This is a genomic window from Candidatus Accumulibacter meliphilus (genome assembly GCF_036625345.1).
GTDB lineage: Bacteria > Pseudomonadota > Gammaproteobacteria > Burkholderiales > Rhodocyclaceae > Accumulibacter > Accumulibacter meliphilus.
On record NZ_JAZKTZ010000001.1, the window covers coordinates 771,832 to 797,035 of the forward strand.

The 25,204-nt window shown below is 63.9% G+C and carries 17 protein-coding genes, 1 tRNA gene and 1 pseudogene; 9 read left to right on the forward strand and 10 right to left on the reverse strand.

Features of this window, described 5'->3' with window-relative positions:
* Position 1: 1 nt before the first annotated feature.
* From V5B40_RS03335 to V5B40_RS03350, 4 genes are read left to right on the forward strand one after another with little or no spacing between them, the layout of a single operon-like run.
* Entirely contained in the window at positions 2–655 is a 654-nt protein-coding gene (locus tag V5B40_RS03335; protein WP_332353192.1) for a DUF4276 family protein, read from the forward strand.
* Positions 621–3,452, forward strand: coding sequence for a DEAD/DEAH box helicase (locus tag V5B40_RS03340; protein WP_332353193.1), 2,832 nt, complete (start codon positions 621–623; stop codon positions 3,450–3,452). Before V5B40_RS03335 ends, V5B40_RS03340 begins: the two co-directional genes overlap by 35 nt.
* Positions 3,449–5,443, forward strand: a complete 1,995-nt coding sequence (pglZ, locus tag V5B40_RS03345) for a BREX-3 system phosphatase PglZ (RefSeq protein WP_332353194.1) — start codon at positions 3,449–3,451, stop codon at positions 5,441–5,443. The genes V5B40_RS03340 and pglZ overlap by 4 nt, the downstream gene beginning before the upstream one ends.
* A gap of 4 nt (positions 5,444–5,447) precedes the next feature.
* Positions 5,448–6,164 (forward strand): hypothetical protein, encoded by a 717-nt coding sequence (locus V5B40_RS03350; RefSeq protein ID WP_332353195.1) that lies wholly within the window; start codon positions 5,448–5,450, stop codon positions 6,162–6,164.
* Positions 6,165–6,367: 203 nt separating this feature from the next.
* Here V5B40_RS03350 and V5B40_RS03355 read toward each other — a convergent pair.
* The 8 genes from V5B40_RS03355 to dapC all read right to left on the reverse strand — a co-directional run bounded on the left by V5B40_RS03355 (position 6,368) and on the right by dapC (position 15,388).
* Positions 6,368–6,444 (reverse strand) — tRNA-Arg (locus V5B40_RS03355).
* 145 nt (positions 6,445–6,589) lie between these two features.
* Positions 6,590–9,283: an aminopeptidase N gene (pepN, locus tag V5B40_RS03360; protein ID WP_332353196.1), complete on the reverse strand. Its 2,694-nt coding sequence runs from the start codon at positions 9,281–9,283 to the stop codon at positions 6,590–6,592.
* Positions 9,284–9,351: 68 nt separating this feature from the next.
* Positions 9,352–10,053: a GDSL-type esterase/lipase family protein gene (locus V5B40_RS03365; RefSeq protein ID WP_332353197.1), complete on the reverse strand. Its 702-nt coding sequence runs from the start codon at positions 10,051–10,053 to the stop codon at positions 9,352–9,354.
* Positions 10,050–10,943, reverse strand: coding sequence for a 50S ribosomal protein L3 N(5)-glutamine methyltransferase (gene prmB, locus V5B40_RS03370; protein WP_332353198.1), 894 nt, complete (start codon positions 10,941–10,943; stop codon positions 10,050–10,052). Before prmB ends, V5B40_RS03365 begins: the two co-directional genes overlap by 4 nt.
* Positions 10,936–12,102: a succinyl-diaminopimelate desuccinylase gene (gene dapE, locus V5B40_RS03375; protein WP_434735823.1), complete on the reverse strand. Its 1,167-nt coding sequence runs from the start codon at positions 12,100–12,102 to the stop codon at positions 10,936–10,938. The genes prmB and dapE overlap by 8 nt, the downstream gene beginning before the upstream one ends.
* Before the next feature lie 37 nt (positions 12,103–12,139).
* Positions 12,140–13,324 (reverse strand): PilT/PilU family type 4a pilus ATPase, encoded by a 1,185-nt coding sequence (locus V5B40_RS03380; RefSeq protein WP_332353252.1) that lies wholly within the window; start codon positions 13,322–13,324, stop codon positions 12,140–12,142.
* Positions 13,325–13,362: 38 nt separating this feature from the next.
* Positions 13,363–14,184, reverse strand: coding sequence for a 2,3,4,5-tetrahydropyridine-2,6-dicarboxylate N-succinyltransferase (dapD, locus tag V5B40_RS03385; protein WP_332353200.1), 822 nt, complete (start codon positions 14,182–14,184; stop codon positions 13,363–13,365).
* 10 nt (positions 14,185–14,194) lie between these two features.
* On the reverse strand, positions 14,195–15,388 hold the full coding sequence (gene dapC / locus V5B40_RS03390) for a succinyldiaminopimelate transaminase (protein WP_332353201.1): 1,194 nt from the start codon (positions 15,386–15,388) through the stop codon (positions 14,195–14,197).
* A 65-nt stretch (positions 15,389–15,453) separates the two neighbouring features.
* Between dapC and V5B40_RS03395 the strand changes: the two genes are divergently transcribed.
* Entirely contained in the window at positions 15,454–16,383 is a 930-nt protein-coding gene (locus V5B40_RS03395; RefSeq protein ID WP_332353202.1) for a DMT family transporter, read from the forward strand.
* A 25-nt stretch (positions 16,384–16,408) separates the two neighbouring features.
* Here the strand turns inward: V5B40_RS03395 and V5B40_RS03400 are convergent, their stop codons facing one another.
* A complete protein-coding gene (locus V5B40_RS03400) occupies positions 16,409–17,116 on the reverse strand; it encodes a YecA family protein (protein WP_332353203.1) in 708 nt (235 codons plus the stop codon).
* Positions 17,117–17,120: 4 nt separating this feature from the next.
* A complete protein-coding gene (gene queF, locus V5B40_RS03405) occupies positions 17,121–17,540 on the reverse strand; it encodes a preQ(1) synthase (protein WP_332353204.1) in 420 nt (139 codons plus the stop codon).
* 221 nt (positions 17,541–17,761) lie between these two features.
* Between queF and smc the strand changes: the two genes are divergently transcribed.
* From smc to V5B40_RS03425, 4 genes and pseudogenes are all read left to right on the forward strand, one after another.
* Positions 17,762–21,268, forward strand: a complete 3,507-nt coding sequence (gene smc / locus V5B40_RS03410) for a chromosome segregation protein SMC (RefSeq protein WP_332353205.1) — start codon at positions 17,762–17,764, stop codon at positions 21,266–21,268.
* Between the two features lie 8 nt (positions 21,269–21,276).
* Positions 21,277–22,557 (forward strand): cell division protein ZipA C-terminal FtsZ-binding domain-containing protein, encoded by a 1,281-nt coding sequence (locus V5B40_RS03415; RefSeq protein ID WP_332353206.1) that lies wholly within the window; start codon positions 21,277–21,279, stop codon positions 22,555–22,557.
* 17 nt (positions 22,558–22,574) lie between these two features.
* A pseudogene (gene ligA, locus V5B40_RS03420) lies at positions 22,575–24,658 on the forward strand (NAD-dependent DNA ligase LigA).
* The gene (locus V5B40_RS03425; protein WP_332353207.1) at positions 24,655–25,203 is read left to right on the forward strand and encodes a hypoxanthine-guanine phosphoribosyltransferase; all 549 of its coding nucleotides are present in this window, start codon (positions 24,655–24,657) and stop codon (positions 25,201–25,203) included. The pseudogene ligA and the gene V5B40_RS03425 overlap by 4 nt, the downstream one beginning before the upstream one ends.
* Position 25,204: the final 1 nt, after the last annotated feature.

Consider the following 25,204-nt stretch of genomic DNA (forward strand, 5'->3'; position numbering starts at 1 on the left):
CATGCACATCGAGATATTGGTCGAGGACAGTTCAGGTGAGACGTTGCTGCGAGTGTTGCTACCTCGGCTTCTGGGACCCCAAGGCGAGCCGCATAGCTGGCGTTTACATGCCTACAAAGGCATTGGCAGAATTCCGCAAGGCCTGCTGACGAAAGCTGATCCCGCGAAGCGAATCCTGCTTGATCAGTTGCCAAAGCTGTTGCGGGGCTATGGCAGGACGCCAGGAGTCGATGCCGTTGTGGTCGTGCTTGATACCGACAAACGCGACTGTGCTGCATTCCTGGCCGAACTGGAATCGGCCGCCGCAGCCTGCAGCCCAGCGCCAAATACGCTGTTCAGGCTCGCTATCGAGGAAATCGAAGCCTGGTATTTGGGTGACCGGGATGCGTTGTTGGCTGCCTATCCACGCGCCAAACCGGATGTGCTTGGCAAGTATGTTCAAGACAGCGCATGCGATACGTGGGAGCTGCTCGCCGACGCCGTGTATTCAGGCGGATCGGCGGCGATAAAGAAAACCGGCTGGCCATTGCCGGGGCAGGTGAAGCATGAATGGGCTAATCGGATTGGTCCGCTTATGGATCCGGAGCGGAACATTTCCCCAAGTTTTGGAAAACTGCGGGATGGATTACGCCGCCTCGCCGTGGGAGCGCCTTGACGTGAGTTGGGTCGTCGGCGACTGGTGCTGGCATGCATGCCACGCCACGCCCTGCCGCGTGGTGGACAGGCAGGACATTTGGGGCGAAACCGCCTACCGCGTCTGGCTGCCCACCAGCGACGCGGTGGTACGTGCGCGGCCGCAGGACTTGGCCAGGCTTGACAGCATTCAGCCAACGGTCGAGGGCATCCTCCACACCGCCGCGGCGGCCAAGCTGCTGGACGCCATAGAAGACAAGCTCTTGCTGGCGCCCATCCAGTCCAGCGTGGTCCCCTTGCCGCACCAGCTCTACGCGCTCAACCGTGCCATGAGCCGCGGCCGCATCCGCTACCTGCTGGCGGACGAGGTGGGCCTGGGCAAGACCATCGAGGCAGGGCTGATCCTGCGCGAGCTGAAGTTGCGCGGCATGGCCCGACGCGTGTTGGTGGTGGCGCCCAAGGGCCTGGTGCGCCAATGGCAGGCCGAGATGCGCCTGCACTTCGGGGAGAAGTTGCATTTCGTCGACCCGGCCGAACTCGCTGCCTTCCGGCAATGGCGAGTCAACGCAACTGAGGATGAGGAAAACCTCTGGCGGCTGCACGACCAGGTGATCTGCTCACTGGATTCGGTCAAGCCGATCGAAGGCCGCAAAGGCTGGAGCCTGGAGCAGCTAAACAACTACAACCGCGAGCGGTTCGAGGATTTGATTTCGGCCTCGTGGGATCTGGTGATCATCGACGAGTCGCACCGCATGGGCGGCAGCACCGATCAGGTGGCGCGCTACAAGCTGGGTGCAGCCCTGGCTGAAGCGGCACCCTACCTGCTGCTGCTGTCGGCCACGCCACACCAGGGCAAGACCGACCAGTTCCTGCGCCTGATGCAGTTGATTGACCGGGATTCCTTCCCGGATGAAGGCAGCGTCAGCCGCGATCGCGTGCGACCGTTCGTCATTCGCACCGAAAAGCGCAATGCGATCGATGCGGAAGGCCAGCCGCTGTTCAAGCCTCGCGTCACGCGGCTCCAGGCCGTGGCGTGGCAAGCCCGGCACGGCGCCCAGCAGCGGCTTTATGAAGCCGTCACCGACTACGTGCGCCATGGCTACAACCAGGCATTGGCGGCCAAGCAGCGGCACATCGGTTTCTTGATGATCCTGATGCAGCGGCTGGTGACGTCCAGCACGGCGGCCATTCGAACCACGCTGGAGAAGCGGCAAGCGCTACTCAATGAACCCCAGCCGCAGGCGCCTCTGTTCGATTCGACCGAGATGGACGACTGGGCCGAGCTGGACGGTCAGAGCCAAGTAGACATCGCGGTTCAGACTTCCGGCTGGGTTCAGGAGAAGGCCGAGGTTGACCTCCTGTTGACCCTGGCCCGAGAAACCGAGGCCCAAGGCACGGACGCCAAGGCCGAAGCCCTGTTGGAACTGATCTACAAGCTGCAGCAGGAAGAGAACGACCCAAGCATGAAGGTCTTGATCTTCACGGAGTTCGTACCGACACAGGCCATGCTGGCGGGTTTTCTGGAAAGCCGTGGCTTCTCGGTGGCGTCGCTCAACGGCAGCATGGATCTCGATACGCGCGCAAAGGCCCAACAGGCCTTTTCGCGCGACGCCCGGGTTCTCGTCTCAACTGATGCTGGTGGCGAAGGCTTGAACCTGCAGTTCTGTCACGTCGTCGTCAATTTTGACATGCCGTGGAACCCCATGCGCATCGAGCAGCGAATCGGCCGCGTGGACCGTATCGGCCAGCGCCATGTGGTGCGCGCCATCAACTTTGTCCTTGAAGACACGGTGGAACACCGTGTCCGCCAAGTGCTGGAAGCCAAGCTTGAAGTCATCGCGCAGGAGTTCGGCGTGGACAAGGCATCTGACGTGATGGACTCGGTCGAAGCTGAGCCGCTCTTCGACGAGCTGTTCGTGCAGGGTCTGCAGGACCCGGACTCGATCGAAAATGTGTGCGACGCCGTAATAAATCAGGTCCGCGACAAGGTTGCCGACGAGCGACAGAATACCGATTTGCTGGCAGATGCCCATACGCTGGATGCCATTGAGGCCCGCAAATGGCGCGACCACCCAGCGCAGTTCTGGCTGGAACGTGCCATCACCACGGGTCTGCCGGCACGCGGCGGCAGTGCCGTGAAGAAAGGCGAAGCATGGCGTATCAAGTGGGCGGACGGCAGCGAGTCGACGCAGGTTTGCTTTGACGCCAGGACGGCGGAGCAGAACCCCGATTGGGAATGGGTCACCCTGGAGGACCCTCGCGCCAGAGCGGTGATCAGCGAACTGTCACGCTGCGTGGCGGGGCAACCACTGGCGGAGGTCAAGATCACCGGCTTGCCCGAGACTGTGCAGGGTGTCTGGTCGCTTTGGGAGATCAGCCTTTCCGCTGAGGGTCTCAGCCGCAAGCGCTTCCTGCCAGTCTTCGCAACGGACGACGGGCGAACCTTTGTGCCCACGGCCAGGCGCATCTGGGATCTGCTGTTGACTGAAGCGATCGAAATCAAGGGCGCCGCCGGCACCGAGCAGGCAGTGCAGTGGTTCGAAGCCTCCATGACTGCTGCCAAGATTCAAGGTGAGCGCGTGTTCTCTCAACTGCTCGATGAGCACCGCTCGCGGCTGAAGGAAGATCGGGAGCGCGCCAAGTACGCCTATGACGCCCGTTATCAGGCCATTGGTCGAATTGGCTTGCCAGCCGTTCGCGAGCATCGCCGCAAGCGGCTGGATGCCGAGCACCAGACGCGCATGGCGGCACTGGACAATGCAGATGCCTGCGTGCCGGAACTCAACGCGGTGATGATGCTTCGGGTGGGTCCGACATGAGCCGATGGATTGACCGCATCCTTAAGGAGTTTCCGGCCGACCTGGCCCGTTTGTGGATTGCCGCCGACCCCGACGACGTACTGTTGGATGAGCAGGTACTTTCAAGCCTGCGTGAGCGTGGCTTCGAGCTGATGCCCTTCGAGGACTCGGTTGCGTTCCGTGCTGAGTATGAAGATCGCTACCGCTGCGCGTGGAACCGTGGAGAGACTGCGCCAGCCAGCTCACTTGTGCTGCACCTGCGCGGCACCAACACGAGTGACCTGCCCTGGGACTACCTCAGGCAGGCGCGTCGCGTGAGCCTGAGTCTTGCCGACCTGTTCCCGAAACTCAGCTATTCAGTCGTTCGGCAGATCGGCACTGAACACCACGAGGGGATGTTCGCTGCGCAGGCCAAGCACGCACCGCAGGCACTCGGTGAATCAGCGACCAAAGAGTTCCTTCTGACGCACATCTTCAAGATCAGCCCGCACCTGATTTCGCGGCCTGAGGACCTGTGGCGCGAGTTGTTGCGACTGCACTACCGAGATTCCCCCATGCCGGCGGTCCTGGCTGCGCATATGGCCCATGTGCTTGGCGAGCATGCGGAGTTCAAGGGTTTGCCGATCGGCGAACTGTTCGGGTCGAAAAGCGCCTCACTTCGCGTGATCCAGGATGCATGGTATCGCTACCTCTCGCGCCTTGGCGTGACCGGGATACGTACCGGGGAGCCTAAGCCGGCTGATCTGGTCGCTACCGGAGAAGTGCCGTTTGAGCACCCGGACGTGCGAGTAATCATCGACTCGATGTTCCTGGACGGGCTGCTCCACCCGCTTGCCGTGCAGGGGCTGCCTGCCTGCATTCCGGAGTGGGCGAAGGCCGGTATCGTGCGCGACCCGTTGGCACTGCGCGATCTCGTAGCGGAGGGCATCAAGGGCATTCTCAAGTCACTGCCAACGCTGGAATCGTCATACCGCGACTGGGCCAACCTGGCCCGACGCTTGGGTGAGGTCATCGCCCGCTTCCACGGCTTGGACTCGGGTCGTGCCGAAGGGCTGAAGCCCCTGATCAGCGAGCTGCAAGACGCTACCGATGAGCGCTTGCTGGAGTGGGTAAGCAAGCACTACGCTGACTTGCCATCATTGCCTGTGGCGAATGGTCCGGTCATGGTTCACCACGTGCCGCGCTTTCTTTCCATGCGACGCAGCGCTGGCGAGAACAAGATCGCGCTACTGGTGTTCGATGGTCTTGCCGTCGACCAGTGGGTCCAGATCCGGGAGGCTCTGGCCAGACGCACCCCGAATCTCGGTTTCGACGAGAGCGCTTGTTTTGCCTGGCTGCCGACATTGACGTCGGTGTCCCGACAGGCGCTGTTCTCGGGACTCAAACCACGAGAGTTCGCTGACACGATCGACACAACTTCACCAGAACCGACCCAGTGGTCCCGGTTCTGGCAGGACCAGGGTTTGCGCGCCAATGAGGTCCTGTACCGCAAGGGCATCAAGCGTATCGACCAATTGGCTGATCTGGATGCGGGCCTGTCTAAACCGTCAATCAAGATCGCTGGCATGGTGGTGGACACCGTGGATGAGTTCGTGCATGGTTCCGTGCTTGGCAAACGCGGCATCGCCACCCAAATCGAGGGCTGGTGTGAGACGGGTTTCGTCGATCGTCTGTTCTCGCTGCTACTCGACAAGGGTTTCAACGTTTACCTGACTGCCGACCACGGGAATGTGGAGGCAGTCGGCCAGGGTCGGCCCAACCAAGGTGTAACGGCAGAGATGCGCGGCGAGCGCGTGCGAACTTACCGCAGTGAGGCCCTGGCCACAGAATCGGCTGCGGCCAATTCGAACAGCTACCGTCTGGATATCGCTGGACTGCCGGCGAACTTCATGGCCCTATTCGCCGGCGGACGTACAGCCTTCATGCAGCGAGGAGAACCTGCCGTGGTACACGGCGGCATCTCGGTTGAAGAACTGTTGGTGCCTTTTATCAAAGTAAGGTATGTGAGTTGACTGAATGAGTCCGACTGCCCCACAAATTGGCTTCGACCGCTTCATCCAGCTCGATTGGGTGGCTGCGGCGCTGAAGGTGCGTGCCGGGTTGGCCAACCTCGATGAACTGAATCATCTGCTGGATGCCGCCGGCCTTGGTTTGGCGGCCAGGAAGAAGACCCGCACGGTTTTGAACCGACTTTGGCTTGAACCGCGAGTAGACCTTGTCGATTTCGCTAACCGTGGCGCCGAGATCTTCAAAGAAAATCCGGGTGTCTCCGTCGCAGCGCTGGCTTGGGGAATGGCGATCGCAACCTACCCGTTCTTCGGCAAGGTCGCCGAACTGGTGGGCCGTTTGTCAGCCTTGCAAGGCGACTGCAGTTCCGCAGAGGTGCATCGGCGGATGAGCGAGATCTACGGCGAACGCGAAGGTATCTACCGCATGAGCAATATGGTTCTACAGTCGCAGGCTGGCTGGGGCGCGATAGAGCGAGTGGAGAAAGGCAAACGGTTAGTTCGCTGCACCCCGATTACTGTGACCGGAAATCAGCCCGCCGTTTGGCTCGTGGAAGCAGCGCTACGCTACGCAGGAAGGGCCGTGTCAATGGCGTCGCTGCAATCGATGGCGGTGCTTTTTCCATTCGTTGTCGACCAGTCATTGGCTTACATGGTCTCGAACAGCCCGCATTTGGAGCTTCGATCCGAGGGAGCAGGTACGCAGTTCGCTTCACTCCGCGAGTGAGGACTGAGGGTGGCCATTTCACAGCGCAACGCTCTGTTGGCGCCAATCACTCTTCCCAGACCCCTCTCCCGCGAGGGAGGTTTGTGAGTCGCTTGCGCGACTTTCGCATTAACAACAACACCGTACTGTTCCCCTGATTGTTCCCCCAGCCATCAGAAAACAGAAAGGCCAATCCGAAGATTGGCCTTTCTGTTTGAATCCATTGGTGCGCCCGGAGCGATTCGAACGCCCGACCCCTTGGTTCGTAGCCAAGTACTCTATCCAACTGAGCTACGGGCGCCTTGCCTTGCCTTGCTGAAGCGGCGAATTATACAGAGGCGATCGGCCGCGCTCAAGCACTATCTGGCCAATTTCCGCATGTGCTGCCGTTTTTCCCGCCGCGATCTGCGCTTGCTTTGCGGCGGGGCCGAATGGTGTTGGCGGGCTTACTGATCGAGCGCGCGTCCAACGATCTCGCGGACATCGGACGACAGGCCATCGACCGAGCGCAGTTTTTCGAGAGCGAAGCTGGCTTGTTGCTGGCGCGGCTGGTCGAACTTCCGCCAGCGATCGAAGCGGCGTGCCAGACGTGCGGCGACCTGCGGGTTGAGGCGATCGAGCTCGCCGATCTGCGCGGCGAGGAACAGGTAGCCGCCGCCGTCGGCGGCGTGAAAACGGACATGATTGTTGCCGAAAGTGTTGAGCAGCGCGTAGACCTTGTTTGGATTGCGCAGATCGAAGGCCGGGTGATCGAGCAGATCTCGGACCACTGCCAGAGTGTCGGGGAGACGGCTCGCCGCCTGTACCGACAGCCATTTGTCGACCACCAGCGCTTCGTCTTTCCAGCGTTCGTAGAAGCTGGCCAGCGCCCGGATACGTTCCGGGCAGTCGTCCTGCGCCAGGGTTGCCAGCGCCGCGAACTGGTCGGTCATGTTGTCCGCGGACTCGAACTGGCGCATGGCCAGGGCGCGGGACTCGTCGTTGTTCAGCTCGCCGAGATAGCTCAGGCAGAGGTTGCGCAGCGCGCGCCGCCCGGCGGCCGCCGGTGTCGCCTGGTAAGGGCCGCTGGTGGCGTGTGTTGCGTAGACTTGCAGCAGCGTGCTGCCGAGTTGTTCGGCGACGAAACGGCGCAGGCCATTGCGCGCTTCGTGCAGGGCGCTCGGGTCGACCAGGGCCATCTCTTCGGCAAGCGTCGCTTCGCCGGGCAGGGTCAGGGCTTCGGCGGCGAAAGCGGGATCGGCGGCGGCATGTTCGAGAAGCCGTGCGGCGGCTTCGACGAAGGTTTGCGGCCAGTAGGCCGGGCGGCCGACCGAGATGTCTTCGGCGGCTGCCAGGATCAGGCGGCTGGCCAGGCGTTGCCCGGCTTCCCAGCGATTGAAGGGGTCGCTGTCGTGGGCCAGCAGGTGCGCCAGCTCTTCGTCGCTCCAGGAGAAGTCGAGAATCACCGGCGCCGAGAAGTCGCGCAGCAGCGAAACGACGGGGGCGGCGGCCAGCTCGGTGAAGACGAACTGCTGCTCGAAGTCGGTCAGCGAGAGGACGCGCGTCGTCCGGCCGCTGTCGGCGGTGCTGTCTTCACCGGCGATCAGCAGCGGCATGTCTTCGCCGTCTGCGCCGTTGAGGCCGATGGCCACCGGGATGTGGAAGGGACTATGCAGCGGCTCGGAGGTGGCGTCCACGGTGGCGCGCGTGGGCAGCGATTGGGACAGGGTCAGGGTGTAGCTGCGCGTTTCCGCGTCATAGTTACCGCTGGCCCAGAGGTGCGGGGTGCCGGCCTGGTCGTACCAGCGCTTGAACTGCGTCAGGTCGACGCCGGAAGCGTCGGCCATGGCGGCAACAAAGTCGTCGCAGGTCACCGCCTGGCCGTCATGGCGTTCGAAGTAGAGGTCCATGCCGCGCCGGAAAGCTTGCTTGCCGATCAGCGTTTCGATCATGCGCACCACTTCGGCGCCCTTGTCGTACACGGTGCTGGTGTAGAAGTTGTTGATCTCGATATACGAGTCGGGGCGCACCGGATGGGCCATCGGGCCGGCGTCTTCGGGGAACTGCATGGCGCGCAGGGCGCGCACTTCGCGAATGCGGGTGACCGCGCGACTGTGCATGTCGGCGCCGAACTCCTGGTCGCGATAGACCGTCAGCCCTTCTTTCAGCGACAGCTGGAACCAGTCGCGACAGGTGACGCGGTTGCCGGTCCAGTTGTGGAAATACTCGTGCGCGACGACGCGGTCGATGTTCTGGTAGTCGGCGTCGGTGGCGATGTCGGCGCGCGCCAGGACGTACTTGGTGTTGAAGACGTTGAGGCCCTTGTTTTCCATCGCTCCCATGTTGAAGTCGCCGACGGCGACGATCATGTAGTGGTCGAGATCGCATTCCAGGCCGAAGACTTCCTCGTCCCAGCGCATCGAGCGCTTGAGGGCGTCCATGGCGTGCGCGCACTGGTCGAGCTTGCCGGGCTCGACGAAGACAGCGAGCTGAACGCTGCGTCCGCTGCTGGTGGTGAACTCGTCGCGCAGTACGTCGAGGCGGGCGGCAACCAGGGCGAACAGATAGCAGGGCTTGAAGAAGGGGTCTTCCCATTTCGCCCAGTGGCGGTCAGTCCCCTCGTCGCCGCTGCCGGCCGGGTTGCCGTTGGCCAGCAGTACCGGCAGGCGGGTCTTGTCGGCGTGCAGGGTGACCTGGTAGCGCGACATGATGTCCGGGCGATCCGGAAACCAGGTGATGCGGCGGAAACCCTGCGCCTCGCACTGGGTGAAATAACCATCCCTGGAGCGAAAAAGACCGGACAGGCTGCTGTTGTGGTCGGCATCGATACGCACCTGCGTACGCAGCGTCAGCGTGTCCGGCGGATTGACGATGGTCAGCAGCGAGTCGCTGCAGTGGTATTCGTCCTCGCCGAGAACGCTGCCGTCGATGGCCACGGAGATCGTTTCCAGCCCCTGGCCGTCGAGCTGCAGCGGCGGCAGGGGTGTCGCCGGCTCCGCCTCCGCAGCCGGCGATGCCAAGGGATTGCGCCGCAGTTGCAGCTGGCTAGTGACCAGCACCTCGCCGGTGTTGAAGTGCACGTCGAGTTCGACGCTGTCGACGAGGAAGGGCGGCGGGGTGTAATCCTGGCGGAGGATGCGCTGCGGGGTTTCGCTATTCATCGGGGTTCCTTGTCTGTCGGCTTGCCCGGCATGGATTGTCGCCAAAGCGTGCTGGCGTGGGCCGGTGCTCACTGCGCCTTGAGCAAACCAGCCTGGCGCAGCTGTTCGGCGATGCCTGCCGCCAGTTGTCGGTAGCCGTCGGCGTTGGGGTGGATGGGGTCGGCTCTCAGTTCCGGTTTGGCGAGGACCTCGGCGAGAACGCTGTCGACCAGCGCCAGCTTTTCTTCGCTGGCCAGCGCGGCGTAGATTTCAGAATCGGGCAAGCGGCCGCTGATGGCGCCGAGCAGCGAGAACTTCGGGACGGCGACCAGGACCACCTGCGCACCGGAGTCGCGAATGCTGCTGACGATGGCCCGCAGGTCTTCCTTGACGGCGGCTGCCGGGCGCCGGCGCAAGAAGTCGTTGCCGCCCAGTTCGACGATGACCAGTGCCGGCCTGGTCGCCGTCAGGGCTGCCTCGATCCGCTCGCGGGCTGCTGCGCTGGTGTCGCCGGGGATGCCGGCGTTGGCGATCTGCCAGCCGCTGAGCGCTGCCAGCTCGGTCGGATAGTCTTCGCCAGGCCCGGCGCCGGTGCCGAAGGTGATGCTGTTGCCGAAGGCCAGGACCGTGCTTCCGGCGGGCAGCGCCGTTCCTTGCGTCGTCTCGCCGCAGCCGCTGGCCAGCAGCAGCGCCAGCGCCAGGGCGGCGCTCAGCAGCAGGCGCAGAGGGCAGTGCAATACTGCCGCGACCGAGCGCAAAGCAGGGCGCAGCACAGCGCGTCGCCCGCTCATGGCAGCTGATCGCGATGCAGCAGGAAGACGTACTGATCGCCGGCCGCGGTGTCCAGCCAGGTAAAGCCGGTATCCGGGAAAGCCGCTTCGAGCTGGTCCCGGTGGTGGCCGATTTCGACGACCAGCAGGCCGTTCGGCGTCAGGCGTTCGCGCGCTGCGGCGAGGATGGCCCGCGTCAGGTCGAGTCCGTCCTCACCGCTGGCCAGCGCCAGGGCGGGCTCGCGCTGGTATTCGGCGGGCAGGCTGCGCATCGATGCGGCATTGACGTAAGGCGGATTGCTGATGATCAGGTCGTAGCGTTCCTTGTCGAGCGCGGCGAAAAGGTTGCTCTCGAGCAGCCGGATACGCGCCGTCAGCTCGTAGTCGCTGACGTTACGCGCGGCCACGGCCAGCGCGTCGGGTGAAAGGTCGATGGCGTCGACCTGGGCCGCCGGGAAGGCATGCGCGGCGAAAATCGCCAGGCAGCCGGAGCCGGTGCACAGGTCGAGAACGGAAGCCACGCTTTCGGGGTCGTCGATCCACGGCGCCAGCTGCTCGCGCAGCAATTCGGCGATGAAGGAGCGCGGCACGATCACCCGTTGATCGACGTAGAAGCGATACTCGGCCAACCAAGCTTCGTTGGTCAGGTAGGCGGCCGGCAGGCGTTCGCTGATGCGCCGCTCGATGATGCGCAGTACGGCCGTGCGCTCGTCGCTGGTCAGGCCGGCGTCGAGAAAAGGCTCGAGTCGATCGAGTGGCAGGTGCAGGCTGTGCAGCAGCAGATAAACCGCTTCGTCCCAGGCGTTGTCGGCGCCGTGTCCGAAGAACAGTCCGCCTTCGCTGAAGCGGCTGACGGCAAAGCGCAGCAGGTCGCGCACGGTGCGCAGTTCGTTTTGCGCCTGTTCAAACATGGCTGGGTAGCAAGGCTTCGAGAATACGGCGGTAGATGGCTGCGAGTCGTGGCAGGGCGGCGATTTCGACGGCTTCGTTGACCTTGTGGATGCTGGCATTGACCGGGCCGATTTCGATTACTTGTGCGCAGATCTCGGCGATGAAGCGACCGTCCGAAGTGCCGCCGCTGGTCGACAGCTCGGCTTCGACACCGGTTTCGGCGCGAATCGCCTGCAGCGAGGCGTCGATCAGCGCGCCGTGGCCGGTCAGGAAAGGCTTGCCGCTCAAGTTCCACACCAGTTCGTAGCTCAGCTGGTGGCGGTCGAGCAGGGCGCAGGTTCGCGCTTGCAGTTGCTCGCGGGTGCTGGCCGTACCAAAGCGAAAGTTGAACTGGATATCGACGCTGCCTGGAATGACATTGCTGGCGCCGGTGCCGCCGTGGATGTTGGAGATTTGCCAGGTGGTCGGCGGGAAAAACTCGTTGCCCCGATCCCAGACCGTCTGCGTCAGCTCGGCAATCGCCGGGGCTGCGAGATGGATTGGGTTGCTGGCCAGATGCGGGTAGGCGATGTGGCCTTGCACGCCCTTGACGGTCAGTTTCCCCGACAGCGATCCGCGGCGCCCATTTTTGACCATGTCGCCGAGCGTGTTGACCGAGGTAGGCTCGCCGATGATGCAGTAGTCGATCGTCTCGCCGCGTTGGCGCAAGGCCTCGGTGACGGCGACCGTGCCGTCGATGGCGTCGCCTTCCTCATCGGAAGTAAGCAGGAAGGCGATCGAGCCGCCGTGCTCGGGCTGGGCGGCGACGAAGGCTTCGGCGGCGGTGACGAAAGCTGCCAGCGAAGCTTTCATGTCGGCGGCGCCGCGCCCGTACAGCACCCCCTCCTTGCGCAGCGGCTGGAAGGGATCGCTGTGCCATTGTTCGAGCGGGCCGCTGGGGACGACGTCGGTATGACCGGCCAGACAGAGCAGCGGACTGCTGCGGCCGCGGCGCGCCCAGAGGTTGCTGACCGCGCCGCGCTTGATGAACTCGCAGCTGAAGCCGATGGCTTCGAGACGGCGGGCGATGATCGGCAGGCAGCCGGCGTCGTCGGGGGTCAGCGAGCGACAGGCGATGAGTTGCTCGGCGAGTGCAAGCGTCGCCTCGTTGACGACTGCCAGCTTGCTGTCCTTGGCCATTTCGGTACCGCTGTCCCTGTTCATTGCGCGCGCCTGACTAGGCTTGCTCGTCAGCGTCGTGGAGACTGAGCGAGAACTCCTTGAAGGAAGCGCTGCTGGGGTCGCTTTCCGATAGCTCGTATGATGAAGTGCTCAGCTTGTCGTCGCGACGCGGTGCCGGGGCTGCTTCGAAGTTGTTGATCAGCCAGGACAGGTTGGTCGGTGAATCGGCATTGCTCAGCGCCTCTTCCAGGGTAATCACGTCTGCGCGGTAGAGCTTGAAAAGCGCTTGTTCGAAAGTCTGCGAACCGGGTGCGAGGCTTTGCTCCATGGCCTCCTTGAGGGCCGGGATGTCGCCGCGCTCGACCAGTTCCTGGACGTGATAGCTGTTCAGCAGAACTTCGACGGCTGGCGCCAGCTTGCCTTCCTTGCGCTTTACCAGGCGCTGCGAAACGATCGCCTTCAGGCTCACCGAGAGGTCCATGTACAGTGCGCTGCGGCTATCGAGCGGGAAGAAGTTGATCATCCGGTTGAGTGCGTGGTAGCTGTTGTTGGCGTGCAGGGTGCCCAGGCAGAGGTGGCCCGTCTGGGCGTAGGCGATCGCCGCCTGCATCGTTTCCTTGTCGCGGATCTCGCCGATCAGAATGCAGTCCGGTGCCTGGCGCATGGCGCTTTTCAGGGCGTTGTTCCAGCCCAGGGTGTCCATGCCGATTTCGCGCTGGTTGACGATCGACTTTTTGTGCTTGAAGAGATACTCGATCGGATCTTCGATGGTCAGGATGTGGCCGGCGCAATTGCCGTTGCGATAATCGAGCATTGAGGCAATGGTGGTCGACTTTCCCGAGCCCGTCGAACCGACGATCAGGATCAGGCCGCGCCTTTCCATGACCAGGTCGGCGAGGACCGGCGGCAAGAGCAGCGAATCGAGCGCCGGGATATTGCCGAGGATGTAACGGACGACAATCGAGATCGAGCCGCGCTGGCGAAACAGGTTGATACGAAAATTGCCGAGCTTGGGGACGCCGATCGAGAGGTTCATCTCCTTGGTCGCCTCGAAGGTGTGCGCCTGCTCCGCGTTCATCAGTTCGAGGGCGATTTTTTCGATCATCGCCGGTTCCATCGTCTGCTGATTGACCGGCACCGTGATGCCCTGAATCTTGATGTGGATCGGCGCACCGGCGGATATGAAAATATCCGACGCCTGCCGGTCCGCCATCACCTGAAACAGCTTGTCGAGGATCAGGCGTTTGTCCACTGCTTCAGGGCTCGGCACGGTGGCGCTCAGTCGCTGCGCAGGAGATCGTTGATGCTGGTCTTGGCGCGCGTCTGGGCGTCGACCTTCTTGACGATCACCGCGCAGTAGAGGCTGTAACTGCCCTCTTTGCCGGGCATGCTGCCGGACACCACGACCGACCCCGGTGGCACGCGGCCATAGCTCACCGCACCGGTTTCGCGGTCCAGGATCTTCGTCGATTGGCCGATGAAGACGCCCATCGAGATCACCGAACCTTCCCCGACGATGACTCCCTCGACGACTTCCGAGCGGGCGCCGACAAAGCAGTTGTCCTCGATGATCGTCGGGTTGCTCTGCAGCGGTTCGAGGACGCCGCCGATACCGACGCCACCGGAGAGATGCACGTTCTTGCCGATCTGCGCGCAGGAGCCGACCGTGGCCCAGGTGTCGACCATCGTTCCTTCGTCGACGTAGGCGCCGATATTGACGTAAGACGGCATCAGAACCACGTTCCTGGCGATGAAAGAGCCGCGACGAGCGGTCGCCGGCGGCACGACGCGGAAGCCGCCGCTGGCAAACTTCGCGCTGTCGTAATCGGCAAACTTGCTCGGCACCTTGTCGAAATAGCGCAGCGGACCGGCTTCGATGAGGCTGTTGTCGGTCAGCCGGAAGGAGAGCAGGACGGCTTTCTTGATCCATTGGTGTGTCACCCACTCGCCGTCGATTTTCTCGGCAACGCGCAGCCTACCTTCGTCGAGCTGCCTGAGAACGGTGTCCACGTTCTGGCGAATGCTTTCGTCGGCGTTGCCGGGTTGCAGCGAGGCGCGGTTTTCCCAGGCCTCATCGATGACTTGCTGGATTGCCTGCATGGCAGTTTCCCTAGAGTTTTGAAACGAATGAATGGATGCGTTCGGCAGCTTCGACGCAATCGGCGAGCGGTGCAACCAGTGCGATGCGCACGAAACCGGCGCCCGGATTGATCCCGCGCGCGTGACGTGCCAGGGTGCTGCCGGGCAGAAGGACCACATTATAGTCAGCGAGCAAGCCGCGGGCGAACTCGCCGTCATCGATCGGCGTCCGCGCCCAGAGATAGAAACCGGCGTCGGGCAGCGCCGTGTCGAGCACTGCGGCCAGGCGTGGGGTGACCGCGGCGAACTTCTCCCGATACTGGCGGCGGTTCTCGATGACGTGCGCTTCATCGTTCCAGGCGGCGATACTTGCCGCCTGCACGGCCGGATTCATCGCGCTGCCGTGATAGGTACGGTAGAGCAGGAAGGATTTGAGCAGCGCCGGGTCACCGGCGACGAAGCCCGAGCGCATGCCGGGAACATTGGAGCGCTTGGAAAGGCTGGAGAACATGAGCAGGCGCTGGTCGCCTCGACCGAGCAGACGCGCGGCCTGCAGGCAGCCGAGCGGTGGCTGCGTCTCGTCGCCGTAGATCTCCGAGTAGCACTCGTCGGAGGCGATGACGAAGTCGTAGCGGTCGGCGAGGGCGAAGAGCTGTCGCCAGTCGTCGAGGCTGAGGACCTTGCCGGTGGGGTTGCCCGGCGAGCAGACATAGAATAGCTGTACGCGTTGCCACTCGGCCTCGCTGAGGCTCGTGAAGTCGAACGTGTAATCGTTGTCCGGCAGGGTATTGAGAAAGCGCGGCTCGGCGCCGGCGAGATAGGCTGCCCCTTCGTAGATCTGGTAGAAGGGGTTCGGGCTGACGAGCAGCGGTGTGTAGCCGCGCGTGCGGTCAATGACCGTCTGGGCGAAAGCGAACAAGGCTTCGCGCGAACCGTTCACCGGCATCACCTGCGTCTCCGGATCGAGGCCATCGAGGCCATAGCGCCGGCCCAGCCATGCGGCCAGGCTGCGGCGCAGTTCGGCGCTGCCGAGAGTGGTAGGATAGCTCGCCAGTCCGGCCAGGTTGGCGCTCAGCGCATCCTTGATGAAAGCCGGTGTGGCGTGCTGCGGCTCGCCGATCGACAGCCGGATCTCACGCAGGCCGGGGTTTGGCGTGATGTCGGCGAAGAGTTGCCGGAGTTTCTCGAAAGGATAGGGCTGCAGCTTGCTGAGGTGGGGATTCACAGGCGTGATGTTTTCGTCGCGGGGCGCTGGATTGTGCCGAGGATTATAAGGGGCATCGACGGACGGTGAAAGGACAGGCGCAGCAGATTGCCGGCCCTGGTGCGGCGCGCGAGCAGCGTCTGGCCATCGGCGCCCTGCTCGGCGGGGCGCTGGTCTGGGGTGTCATCTGGTACCCCTACCGGCTTCTCCGTGACGCTGGCGTCGATGGCATTGTTTCTTCGACGCTCAGCTACGGCATTGCTTTCGTCCTCGGCCTGCTGATCTTTCGTCGATCGCCGCTGGCCTGGGCGCCGTCGTGGACGCTGCTCTGGCTGGCGCTGGCGGCCGCTGGCTGCAACCTTGGCTACGTGCTGGCAACGCTCAACGGCGAAGTGGTGCGCGTCCTGCTCCTCTTCTACCTGGCGCCCTTATGGACCGTCCTGCTGTCGCGCCTGCTGCTCGACGAGCGCCTCAACTACGCCGGTGCCGGCGTCATCGCCCTGTCGCTGCTCGGTGCCGCGAGCATGCTCTGGCAGCCGCAGGCGGGCCTGCCGGCACCGCAGGATCTCGCCGACTGGCTCGGCCTGATGGCTGGCTTCTCGTTTGCCCTGTTCAACGTGCTCTCCCGGCGAACGGGCCATTTACCTATCGAAAGCAAGGTCATGGCCGCCTTCGCCGCAGTGGTGATCGCCGGCGCGCTGCTCCTGCTGGCCGGCGTCGGCAGCCCGGACCTGCCAAGTGCACCGTCGCTGTGGCTGTTGCTCGCCGCGCTCGGCTGCGTGCTGGTCGTCGCCAACGTCGTCGTCCAGTTCGGTCTGGCACGCGTCGCCGCCAACCGCGCGGTCGTCATCATGCTCACCGAAATCGGTTTCGCCGCCCTCGCCGCCTGGCTGCTCGCCGACGAAGCCCTGGCCCCGCGTGACTGGCTCGGCGGCGCGCTGATCGTCGCCGCCAGCCTGTTTTCGGCGCGCATGGAGGAGCGCACGGCAGTGCGCCGGCTCGATCGGGAAAGCTGAAGATGGCGCGGGCGTGGTGGCGGAGCTACGCCCCGCAGCACTTCTTGAACTTCTTGCCGCTGCCACATGGGCAGGGGTCATTGCGGCCGACTTTGGGCGCCTCGCGGCGGATGGTCTTGATGCTGCGCTGGGCGACCCAGAAGCGGTAGATAGCGCTCACCACCTGCGGCAGTTTCTCTTCGCATTCTCTCTCCAGGCCGTCGAGCTCCTCACCCGATGGCCAGTCCTCGCCAGCGTCGAGGGCGGCTGCTTCAGCGTCGCCGGTGAGCAGGGACAGCGTCAGGAGCAGTTCGTCGAGGTAGAAGATCTCGTCACTGTCTTCCTTTTCGTCGTCGGCTCCCAGGGCGTCGAACCAGTCCTCGGACGCCGCGTCGACACCCTGCAGGTAGCCCTCGCACCAGGGAACGTAATCGCCGGCACTGTTCGCGTCGCCGTCGATGGGATAGAGCAGCAGCAACGGCGGTTCGCCACTTGCCAGTTCGGCTTCCAGTGCGGCGACGAAAGGGCGCAGCAGGTCGGCCGCTTCGCGGAGCAGGTCTTCGCTGTCAGCCATGGGCTTGCCGAGCACTCCGCTCAGCCATTGCGCTTCGGCCATCGGCTGCGGGCCGGACAGGGCGGCACAAAGATAGCCGTGCGCTTCGTCAAGGCGCATGGTTTCCGACAGGGCCGGGTCGTCGAGAAGCTCTTCGAGGCGCAGAAAGCGGGGGTCGGGAAGGAGTAAGGGCAGGCTCATGGTCTCAGTCTCTGGTGCTTGATTGGCTGTCGAAGGCGGCGAGTGGAATCCCTGGCGCCGGCGCCCAGCCTGCCTGGCGGTGTTCGGCGACCACCGTCGTGAAAATACCGCCGCGGACGTAGAAGCGTGCGGTCAGCTGCATGTAACGCGGTTGGGTGGCGTTGACCAGGTCGTCAAGAATGCGGTTGGTGACATCTTCATGAAAACAGCCGATGTTGCGGAAGGACCAGATATACAGCTTCAAGCTCTTGAGTTCGACGCAGCTTCCCTCCGGGATGTAATCGAGGATCAGGGTCGCGAAATCCGGCTGCCCGGTCTTTGGGCACAGGCAGGTGAATTCGGGGATTTCCATATGGATGCGGAAATCCCGTTGCGGCGCGGGATTGGCGAAGGTGGCAAGCGTTTCGGTCGGGCTGGTGCTCATTCTTGTTCCGAGTGGTGGTCGAGGAGAGGGGGCCGGCCAGGCTGGCAACGGCCAAGGGCAGGCAAATTGGCTAGGCGGAATGCTATTATAGGCGACCGATTTTGCACCCGGCTGGAATTTTGCTTGTCATGAGCTTCGCCGGTGCGAGGCGTCATGCGCTCGCGGCAAGGCTTTTCTCCGATTTCTTCCAGCGCGGCTGAGCAGGCCGCGCTTCAGTGTTGATGCGCCTGACCAGACTGAAACTTGCCGGCTTCAAATCCTTTGTCGATCCCACGAACATCGCGCTGCCAGGGCAGTTGGTCGGTGTCGTCGGGCCGAATGGTTGCGGCAAGTCGAACGTGATCGACTCGGTGCGCTGGGTGCTGGGCGAGTCGAAAGCGTCGGAGTTGCGTGGCGAATCGATGCAGGACGTGATTTTCAACGGTTCCGGATCGCGCAAGCCGGTGTCGCGGGCGGCGGTCGAACTGGTCTTCGACAACACGCTGGGGCGGCTTTCCGGGCAGTGGTCGCAATACGCCGAGCTGTCGGTCAAGCGTCTGCTGACGCGAGCTGGCCAATCCGAGTATTACATCAACAACCTGCACGTTCGCCGCAAGGACGTTACCGACCTTTTTCTCGGCACCGGACTCGGTCCGCGTGCCTACGCGATCATCGGCCAAGGCACCATTTCGCGAATCATCGAGGCCAAGCCCGACGAGCTGCGGGTTTTTCTCGAAGAAGCCGCCGGCGTGACGCGCTACAAGGAGCGTCGCAAGGAAACCGGGCATCGCCTTGCCGACACCCGCGAGAATTTGACTCGCGTCGAAGACATCCGCTGCGAACTGGCTGCGCAGATGGAGCGCCTCGAAGGGCAGGCCGGCGTCGCGCGCCAATATCGCGCCTATAGCGACGAGCTGACACGCAAGCAACAGCTGCTGTGGCTGTTGCGCCGTAACGAGGCACAGCTCGAGCGCGAACGGCTGACGCGTGAAGTTGAACAGGCGGGCACCGCTCTCGAAGCCCAGAACGCCGTGCTGCGCGAACTCGAGGCGCGTCTCGAGGAGGCGCGCGAAGCGCATTTCGCGGCCAGCGACGGCGTGCATGCTGCGCAGGGCGAATTGTTTGCGGCCAATGCCGAAGTCGCCCGGCTCGAAGCCGAGATCCGGCATCGCCGCGAATCACAGCGCGAGTACGAAACACGTCTCGCGCAGCTCACTGCCGATCGACAGAATTGGCAGCAACAGGCCGAGAAACTGGCCGGCGAAGAGCGGCGCTGGCAGGACCTGCTGGCGCTGGCCGACGAGCGCGTCGAGCACGGGCAGCTACGCCTGGAGGCGCAGCAGGAACGCTTGCCGCTGGCCGAGGACAGCCACGCCGCCGCGCGCCAGGACGCCAGTCGCCAGCGGGCCGAGATCGTCCAGGCCGAGCAGCGGCTGCATGTCGAGCAGGCCAATCGTGGGCACGCGCAGCGTTCCTTGCAGAGTGTCGCCAGTCGGCGCGAACGCCTGGCGCTCGAACGCCAGGCGCTGCCGCTTGCCGACGATGGCGAGTTGATCGAGAAACAGGAGGCGCTGCTCGAATTGCGTGCCGCGATCAGCGTCGCGCTCGACGAACAGAAGGCGCTGCAACTGGGCTTGCCACATCGCGAACAGCAGCGGCGTGAGCTCCTCGCTGAAGTGCAGCATGCGCAGAAAGAGCGCACCGAGGCGACGGCCCGGCGCAACGCGCTGCAACAGTTGCAGCAGCGGCTGCAGGCGAACGGCAAACTGGAAGACTGGTTGCGTCGGCATGGTTTGCAGAATGGCCAGGCGCTTTGGAAATCGCTGCACGTCGAAGCCGGCTGGGAAGCAGCCGTCGAAGCGGTACTGCGCGAACGCCTTGGCGCACTGCCGGCGGACGCTGCCGACGCGGCCTGGAGCACCGACCGGCCGGCTAGCAAGCTGACTTTGCTGCTGCCACTGGCCGGCGTGACCGCGGGCGATGTCCTTGACGGCGAAACGCTGCTCGCCCGTATTCGTTGCGACTCGCCGCAGTTGTCGGCAATTCTTGTCGACTGGCTCGGTGAGGTGCTGACGGCGCCCGATCTGGAAGCGGCGCTGGCGCTGCGCGGCGACTTGTCGGCGAACGCCTGTTGCGTGACGCCCGGCGGCGACCTCGTCAACCGCCAGAGCGTGACCCTGTTCGCTCCGGATAGCGGTGAGCACGGACTGCTCGAGCGGCAGCGCGAGATTGACGGCCTGGCGGCGGTGATTGGCGAGCGCGAGGAAAAGCTCGTGCAGGCGCAGGCCAGGCTCGGCGAAGTCGAGCAAAGTCTGCAAGACAGCCAGCAGACTCTGCAGGAGTCCCGCCAGCAGCTGGGCATTCTGCAGAATGAGGCGCACGCCCTGCAGGTGGAGACGCTGAAGCTGGCCCAGGCACGCGAGCGTTGCAGCGAGCGGCAGGCGCAGATTGACGACAACCTGGCCGAGCTGGCCGGCGAGGAAGAGAACGAAAGCGAACGCCTGTTCATTGCCGATGAGGCGATCGATGTGCACAGCGAACAGCTCCGTCTGCTACAAAACCTGATGCAAGCCGCGCAAACGCTTTTCGAGCAGGCCGAAGGCGCTTTACGTGAACAGCGCGAGCAGCTCGGTGGCTGCGAACGCGAGCTGCGCGAAGCCGAGTTTTCGCAACGCGAGTGCGGCAACAAGCTGCAAGAGCTGGCTTCCGGCCGCGTGCTGGCGAGCCAGCAACTGGCGCGCGTGCTTGAAGAGCTGAGGCGCTGCGAGGAGAATGCCACGGCGCTGCAGGCGGACGATCTGGAGCCCCGCTTGCAGGCTGCGCTGGATCATCGCGTCGCTCGCGAGCACGCGCTGGCGATTGCTCGTGATGGCCTGGAAATGGCGACCAACGGCCTGCGCGCGCTGGACGAACAGCGCCTCAAGGCCGAGCAGAGTCTCGAGCCGTTGCGCAACCGGATCGGCGAACTGAAGCTCAAGGAGCAGGCGGCCGCACTCAACGTCGAGCAGGCGGCGCTGCAGTTGGCCGAGGTCAACGCCGACGAGCCGTCCCTGGCCGGCGAACTGGATGGCTTGCGAGCAGCGCCTTTGCAGGGGGCAATTACCTCTCTGCAGCGCTCGATCGACGCGCTTGGCGCGGTCAACCTGGCGGCGCTCGACGAACTGGAAGCGGCGCGCGAACGCAAGGGCTACCTGGATGCGCAGTCGGAAGACCTGACGCAGGCGATGGAAACGCTGGAAAACGCGATTCGCCGTATCGACCGTGAAACGCGCGACCTGCTGCAAAGCACGTACGATGCGGTGAATCGCAGTTTTGGCGAGCTTTTTCCGGCGCTTTTCGGCGGTGGCGAGGCGCGGCTGATCATGACCGGTGAGGAAATCCTCGACGCCGGGCTGCAGGTGATGGCCCAGCCGCCAGGAAAAAAGAACTCGACGATTCATCTCCTCTCTGGCGGTGAGAAGGCCTTGACGGCAATCGCGCTGGTGTTTTCCATGTTTCAGCTCAATCCGGCGCCGTTTTGTCTGCTTGACGAAGTCGACGCACCGCTTGACGATACGAATACTGAACGTTTCTGCTCGATGGTGCGACGAATGTCGACCAACACACAGTTTCTGTTCATCAGCCACAACAAGATTACGATGGAGATGGCGCAACAGCTCGTCGGAGTAACCATGCAGGAATCCGGCGTCTCGCGCATCGTTGAAGTTGATATGGAAGAAGCGCTACGCATGCGCGAGCAACTCGTTTAGGAATGGATATGACCGACTTGCAGATGGGTTTGATCGGCTTCGGCGGCGTCGCCGTGCTGGGGGTACTGGCTTACAACAAATGGCAGGAGCGCAAGCACCGCAGAATGGCCGACGAACTGCTCGGCGCGCGCCAGACCGACGTCCTGCTTGACGAAGCGGCGAGTGCAGCAGGCGCTGCGGCGTCGAAAGATGGCGCGCATCGCGCCAGTCAAGAACGTGTCGAACCCTTGCTGCGCTCCGAGCCCGAAGAGTTCCAGGAGCCGGATGAGCCGACGGCGAGGCCGCCAACGGCGGACGACAGCGGCGCTCCGAGCGACACCGCCGCCGCTGCCAGGACCTCCTCGAGCTCCGCGGCGGCGGTTTCGTCGCGCTCGTCGCCTGCATCGTCCCCTGCCACCCCGTCACCGTCACCGTCACCGACGCCCGCTGCCGACGACCAGGGAGGCCTCAGGGACAGCCCGGCACCGCTTTGCGTGCTGTCGCCGAAGATCGACTACATCGCCGCGATCCAGGTGCTCGAACCAATCGCCGGCTACCGCATCCGTGAAGCGCAGCGCGCCACCCTGGAACGGCTGAGCAAGGCGGTGAACTGGATTGGTCACAACGAAGACGAGCATGCCTGGGAGCCGATTCTCGATGACAGCAAACGCGAGTACCGGCATATTCGTGTCGGCTTGCAGCTGGTGGACCGCAAAGGCCCGCTTGCCGACCGTGAGCTTTCGGGTTTCAAGCTCGCGATGCAGGAAATGGCGAGCGAGCTGATGGGTCTTGCCGAATTGCCGCCACGCGAGCCAGCCTTGCGAACGGCGGCACAGCTGGACGAGTTCTGCGCCGGCGTCGACATCCAGATCGGAATCAACGTGATCAGCCAGGGGCAGGTTTTTGCAGGCACCAAACTGCGTGCCTTGGCCGAAGCGACGGGCATGGTCATCGACAGTGCCGGGCGTTTTGTGCGCTGTGATGACAACGACAATGTCCTCTACATGCTGGTGAATCAAGAGAGCGATGATTTCTCGGCCGAGGCGATGAAGGCGCTGAGTACGCACGGGGTGACTTTTCTGCTCGACGTTCCGCGCGTGGCCAATGGCGATCGAGTACTGACCCAGATGTTTGAACTGGCGCGGCGCTTTGCCGAAGCACTCAACGGCGCGCTGGTGGACGATAACCGCCAGCCCTTGTCGGAGGCCGCCCTCGAGCCCATCCGTCAGCAGGTGCTGAAGTTCCAGGCGGCGATGGCGGCGCATCAGTTGCCGGCTGGTGGCCCGCTGGCGCAGCGCCTCTTCTCCTGAATCCCGGAAGTGCCGCGATGAGTGCCAGCGATCGCGTGCACGCCTTGCGGGAGGCGATCGAGCGGCACAACATCGAGTATTACGCCCGCGACGCGCCGCTGATCGACGATGCCGAATACGATCGCCTGTTCGCCGAGCTGCAGGCGCTCGAGGCCGAACATCCGGAACTGCTGAGTCTCGATTCGCCGACGCAGCGCGTCGGGGCGGCGCCGCTGCCCGAGTTCGCCGCGCTCGCGCATGCGACGCCGATGCTGTCGCTGAACAATGCCTTTGCCGATGACGAAGTCGTGGCTTTCGACCGCCGTGTCCGCGACGGGCTGGCCAGTGGCAGCGCGGTCGAGGTCGGCATCGAGGTCACGTACTCGGTCGAACCCAAGTTTGATGGTCTGGCCGTCAGCCTGAGCTATCAGGATGGCCACCTGCTGCGTGGCGCGACGCGCGGCGACGGCTCCAGCGGTGAGGACGTGACCGCCAATCTGCGTACCTTGCGCAGCATTCCCCTGCGCTTGCAGGGCAGCGATTGGCCGGCCGTTCTCGAAGTGCGTGGCGAGGTGCTGATGCTGCGCAGCGATTTCGCACAGATGAACGAGCGACAGCGCCAAAAAAGCGAGAAGGAGTTCGTCAACCCACGCAACGCCGCGGCTGGCAGCCTGCGCCAACTCGATCCACGCATCACCGCGACACGTCCTTTGCGTTTCTTCGCCTATGGCGTCGGCATTGCTGAAGGCGCCGCCTTGCCGGCGACGCATGGCGAATTGCTCGATCGGCTCGCCGCCTGGGGCTTTCCCGTTGCCCGCGAACGGCGCCGTGTTGCGGGCCTTGCCGGCCTCCTCGCCTACTACGCCGAGATCGGCCGCCAGCGCAGCGCGCTGCCCTACGATATCGACGGCGTGGTCTACAAGGTCGATGAACTGGCGGCGCAGGCGCGTCTGGGTTTCGTTTCACGTGCGCCACGTTTCGCGCTGGCACACAAATTCGCCGCCGAGGAGGCGGTCACCGAGTTGCTCGACATCAGCATCCAGGTCGGCCGTACTGGCGCACTGACGCCGGTGGCACGGCTCAAACCGGTTTTCGTCGGTGGCGTGACGGTGATCAACGCCACTTTGCACAACGAGGACGAGATTCGCCGCAAAGACGTACACATCGGCGACACCGTCGTCGTTCGCCGGGCCGGGGATGTGATCCCGGAAGTCGTGCGCGTGCTGCCCGAAAAGCGGCCCGTCGCTGCGCGTCGTTTCGACATGCCGAAGAACTGCCCGGTTTGCGGCTCGATCGTTGTGCGCAGCGAAGATGACAAGGGCGAAAAGGGTGAAAAGGGTGTCGCGGCGGCTGTGGCGCGCTGCAGCGGCGGACTGTACTGCCCGGCGCAGCGCAAGCAGGCCTTGCTGCACTTCGCTTCACGGCGGGCGATGGACATCGAGGGCCTCGGCGACAAGCTGGTCGAGCAACTGGTCGACAACGCCATCGTGCGTACGCCGGCGGACCTCTACCAGCTCGGCGTTGCGGCCTTGGCCGGGCTCGAGCGCCTGGCCGAGAAGTCGGCCGGGAATCTGCTCGCAGCCATCGAGAAGAGCAAGCAGACGACTCTGGCGCGTTTCATTTACGCGCTTGGAATGCGCAACGTCGGTGAGGCGACGGCCAGGGAGCTGGCGCGCCATTTCGGAAGTCTGGAGCGTCTGCTAACCGCCGATGAAGCGCAGCTGCAACAGGTTGCCGACGTCGGCCCGACGGTCGCGCAGTGTGTTCGCCAGTTCTGCAGCGAGCCGCACAACCAGATGGTCATCGAACAGCTGCGCGCCGCCGGGGTGAGCTGGAGCGAAAGCGAAGCAGCCATGCCCAGCGCTGGCGCTGTTGCCGGCAAAGTCTTCGTGCTCACCGGCGCCCTGCCTTCGCTGACGCGCGATGCGCCGGGCAGCTGATCATGGCGGCGGGTGGGAAAGTGACTGCCTCGGTGTCGAAGAAGACCGATTTCGTCGTCGCCGGCGCCGAGGCCGGCAGCAAGCTCGAGAAAGCGCAGCAGCTCGGCGTGTCGGTGATTGACGAAGGGGAGTTGCTGGCCTTGCTGCAGGCAAGCCCGCCGGCAGCCCCGGAAAGCACATGATGGACGGGCAAGCGGCAATGACGCTGCTGGCAGGAGCCGATCTGATCCACTCGGCCGAGACCGTCGCCGCCGCAGTGAGCCGCGTCGCGCGCGAGATCAGCGCCCGACTGCATGCCAGCCAGCCGCTCGTGTTGTGCGTCATGAAAGGCGGCGTGCCGTTTGCCGGCCAGCTACTGACGCAACTGACTTTTCCCCTCGACTTCGATTACCTTGACGTCAGCCGCTACGGGCAGGCAACGGCAGGCGGCGCGCTGTCGTGGCGTGTCGAGCCGTCGCTGGCGGTGGCCGGGCGCACGCTACTGGTGGTTGACGACATTCTCGACGAAGGCATCACGCTGGCCGCGATTCGCGATCGCCTCTTGCAAATGGGGGCGGCGGCTTGCTTTACGGCCGTTCTCGCCGACAAGTTAAATGGTCGAAGGAAGCCTCTGCGCGCCGACTTCGTCGCCCTGACCGTTCCCGATCGCTTCGTTTTTGGCTTCGGCATGGACGCCCGCGGCGCGTGGCGCAATCTGCCGGCGATCTACGCCATGCGGGAGGATTGAG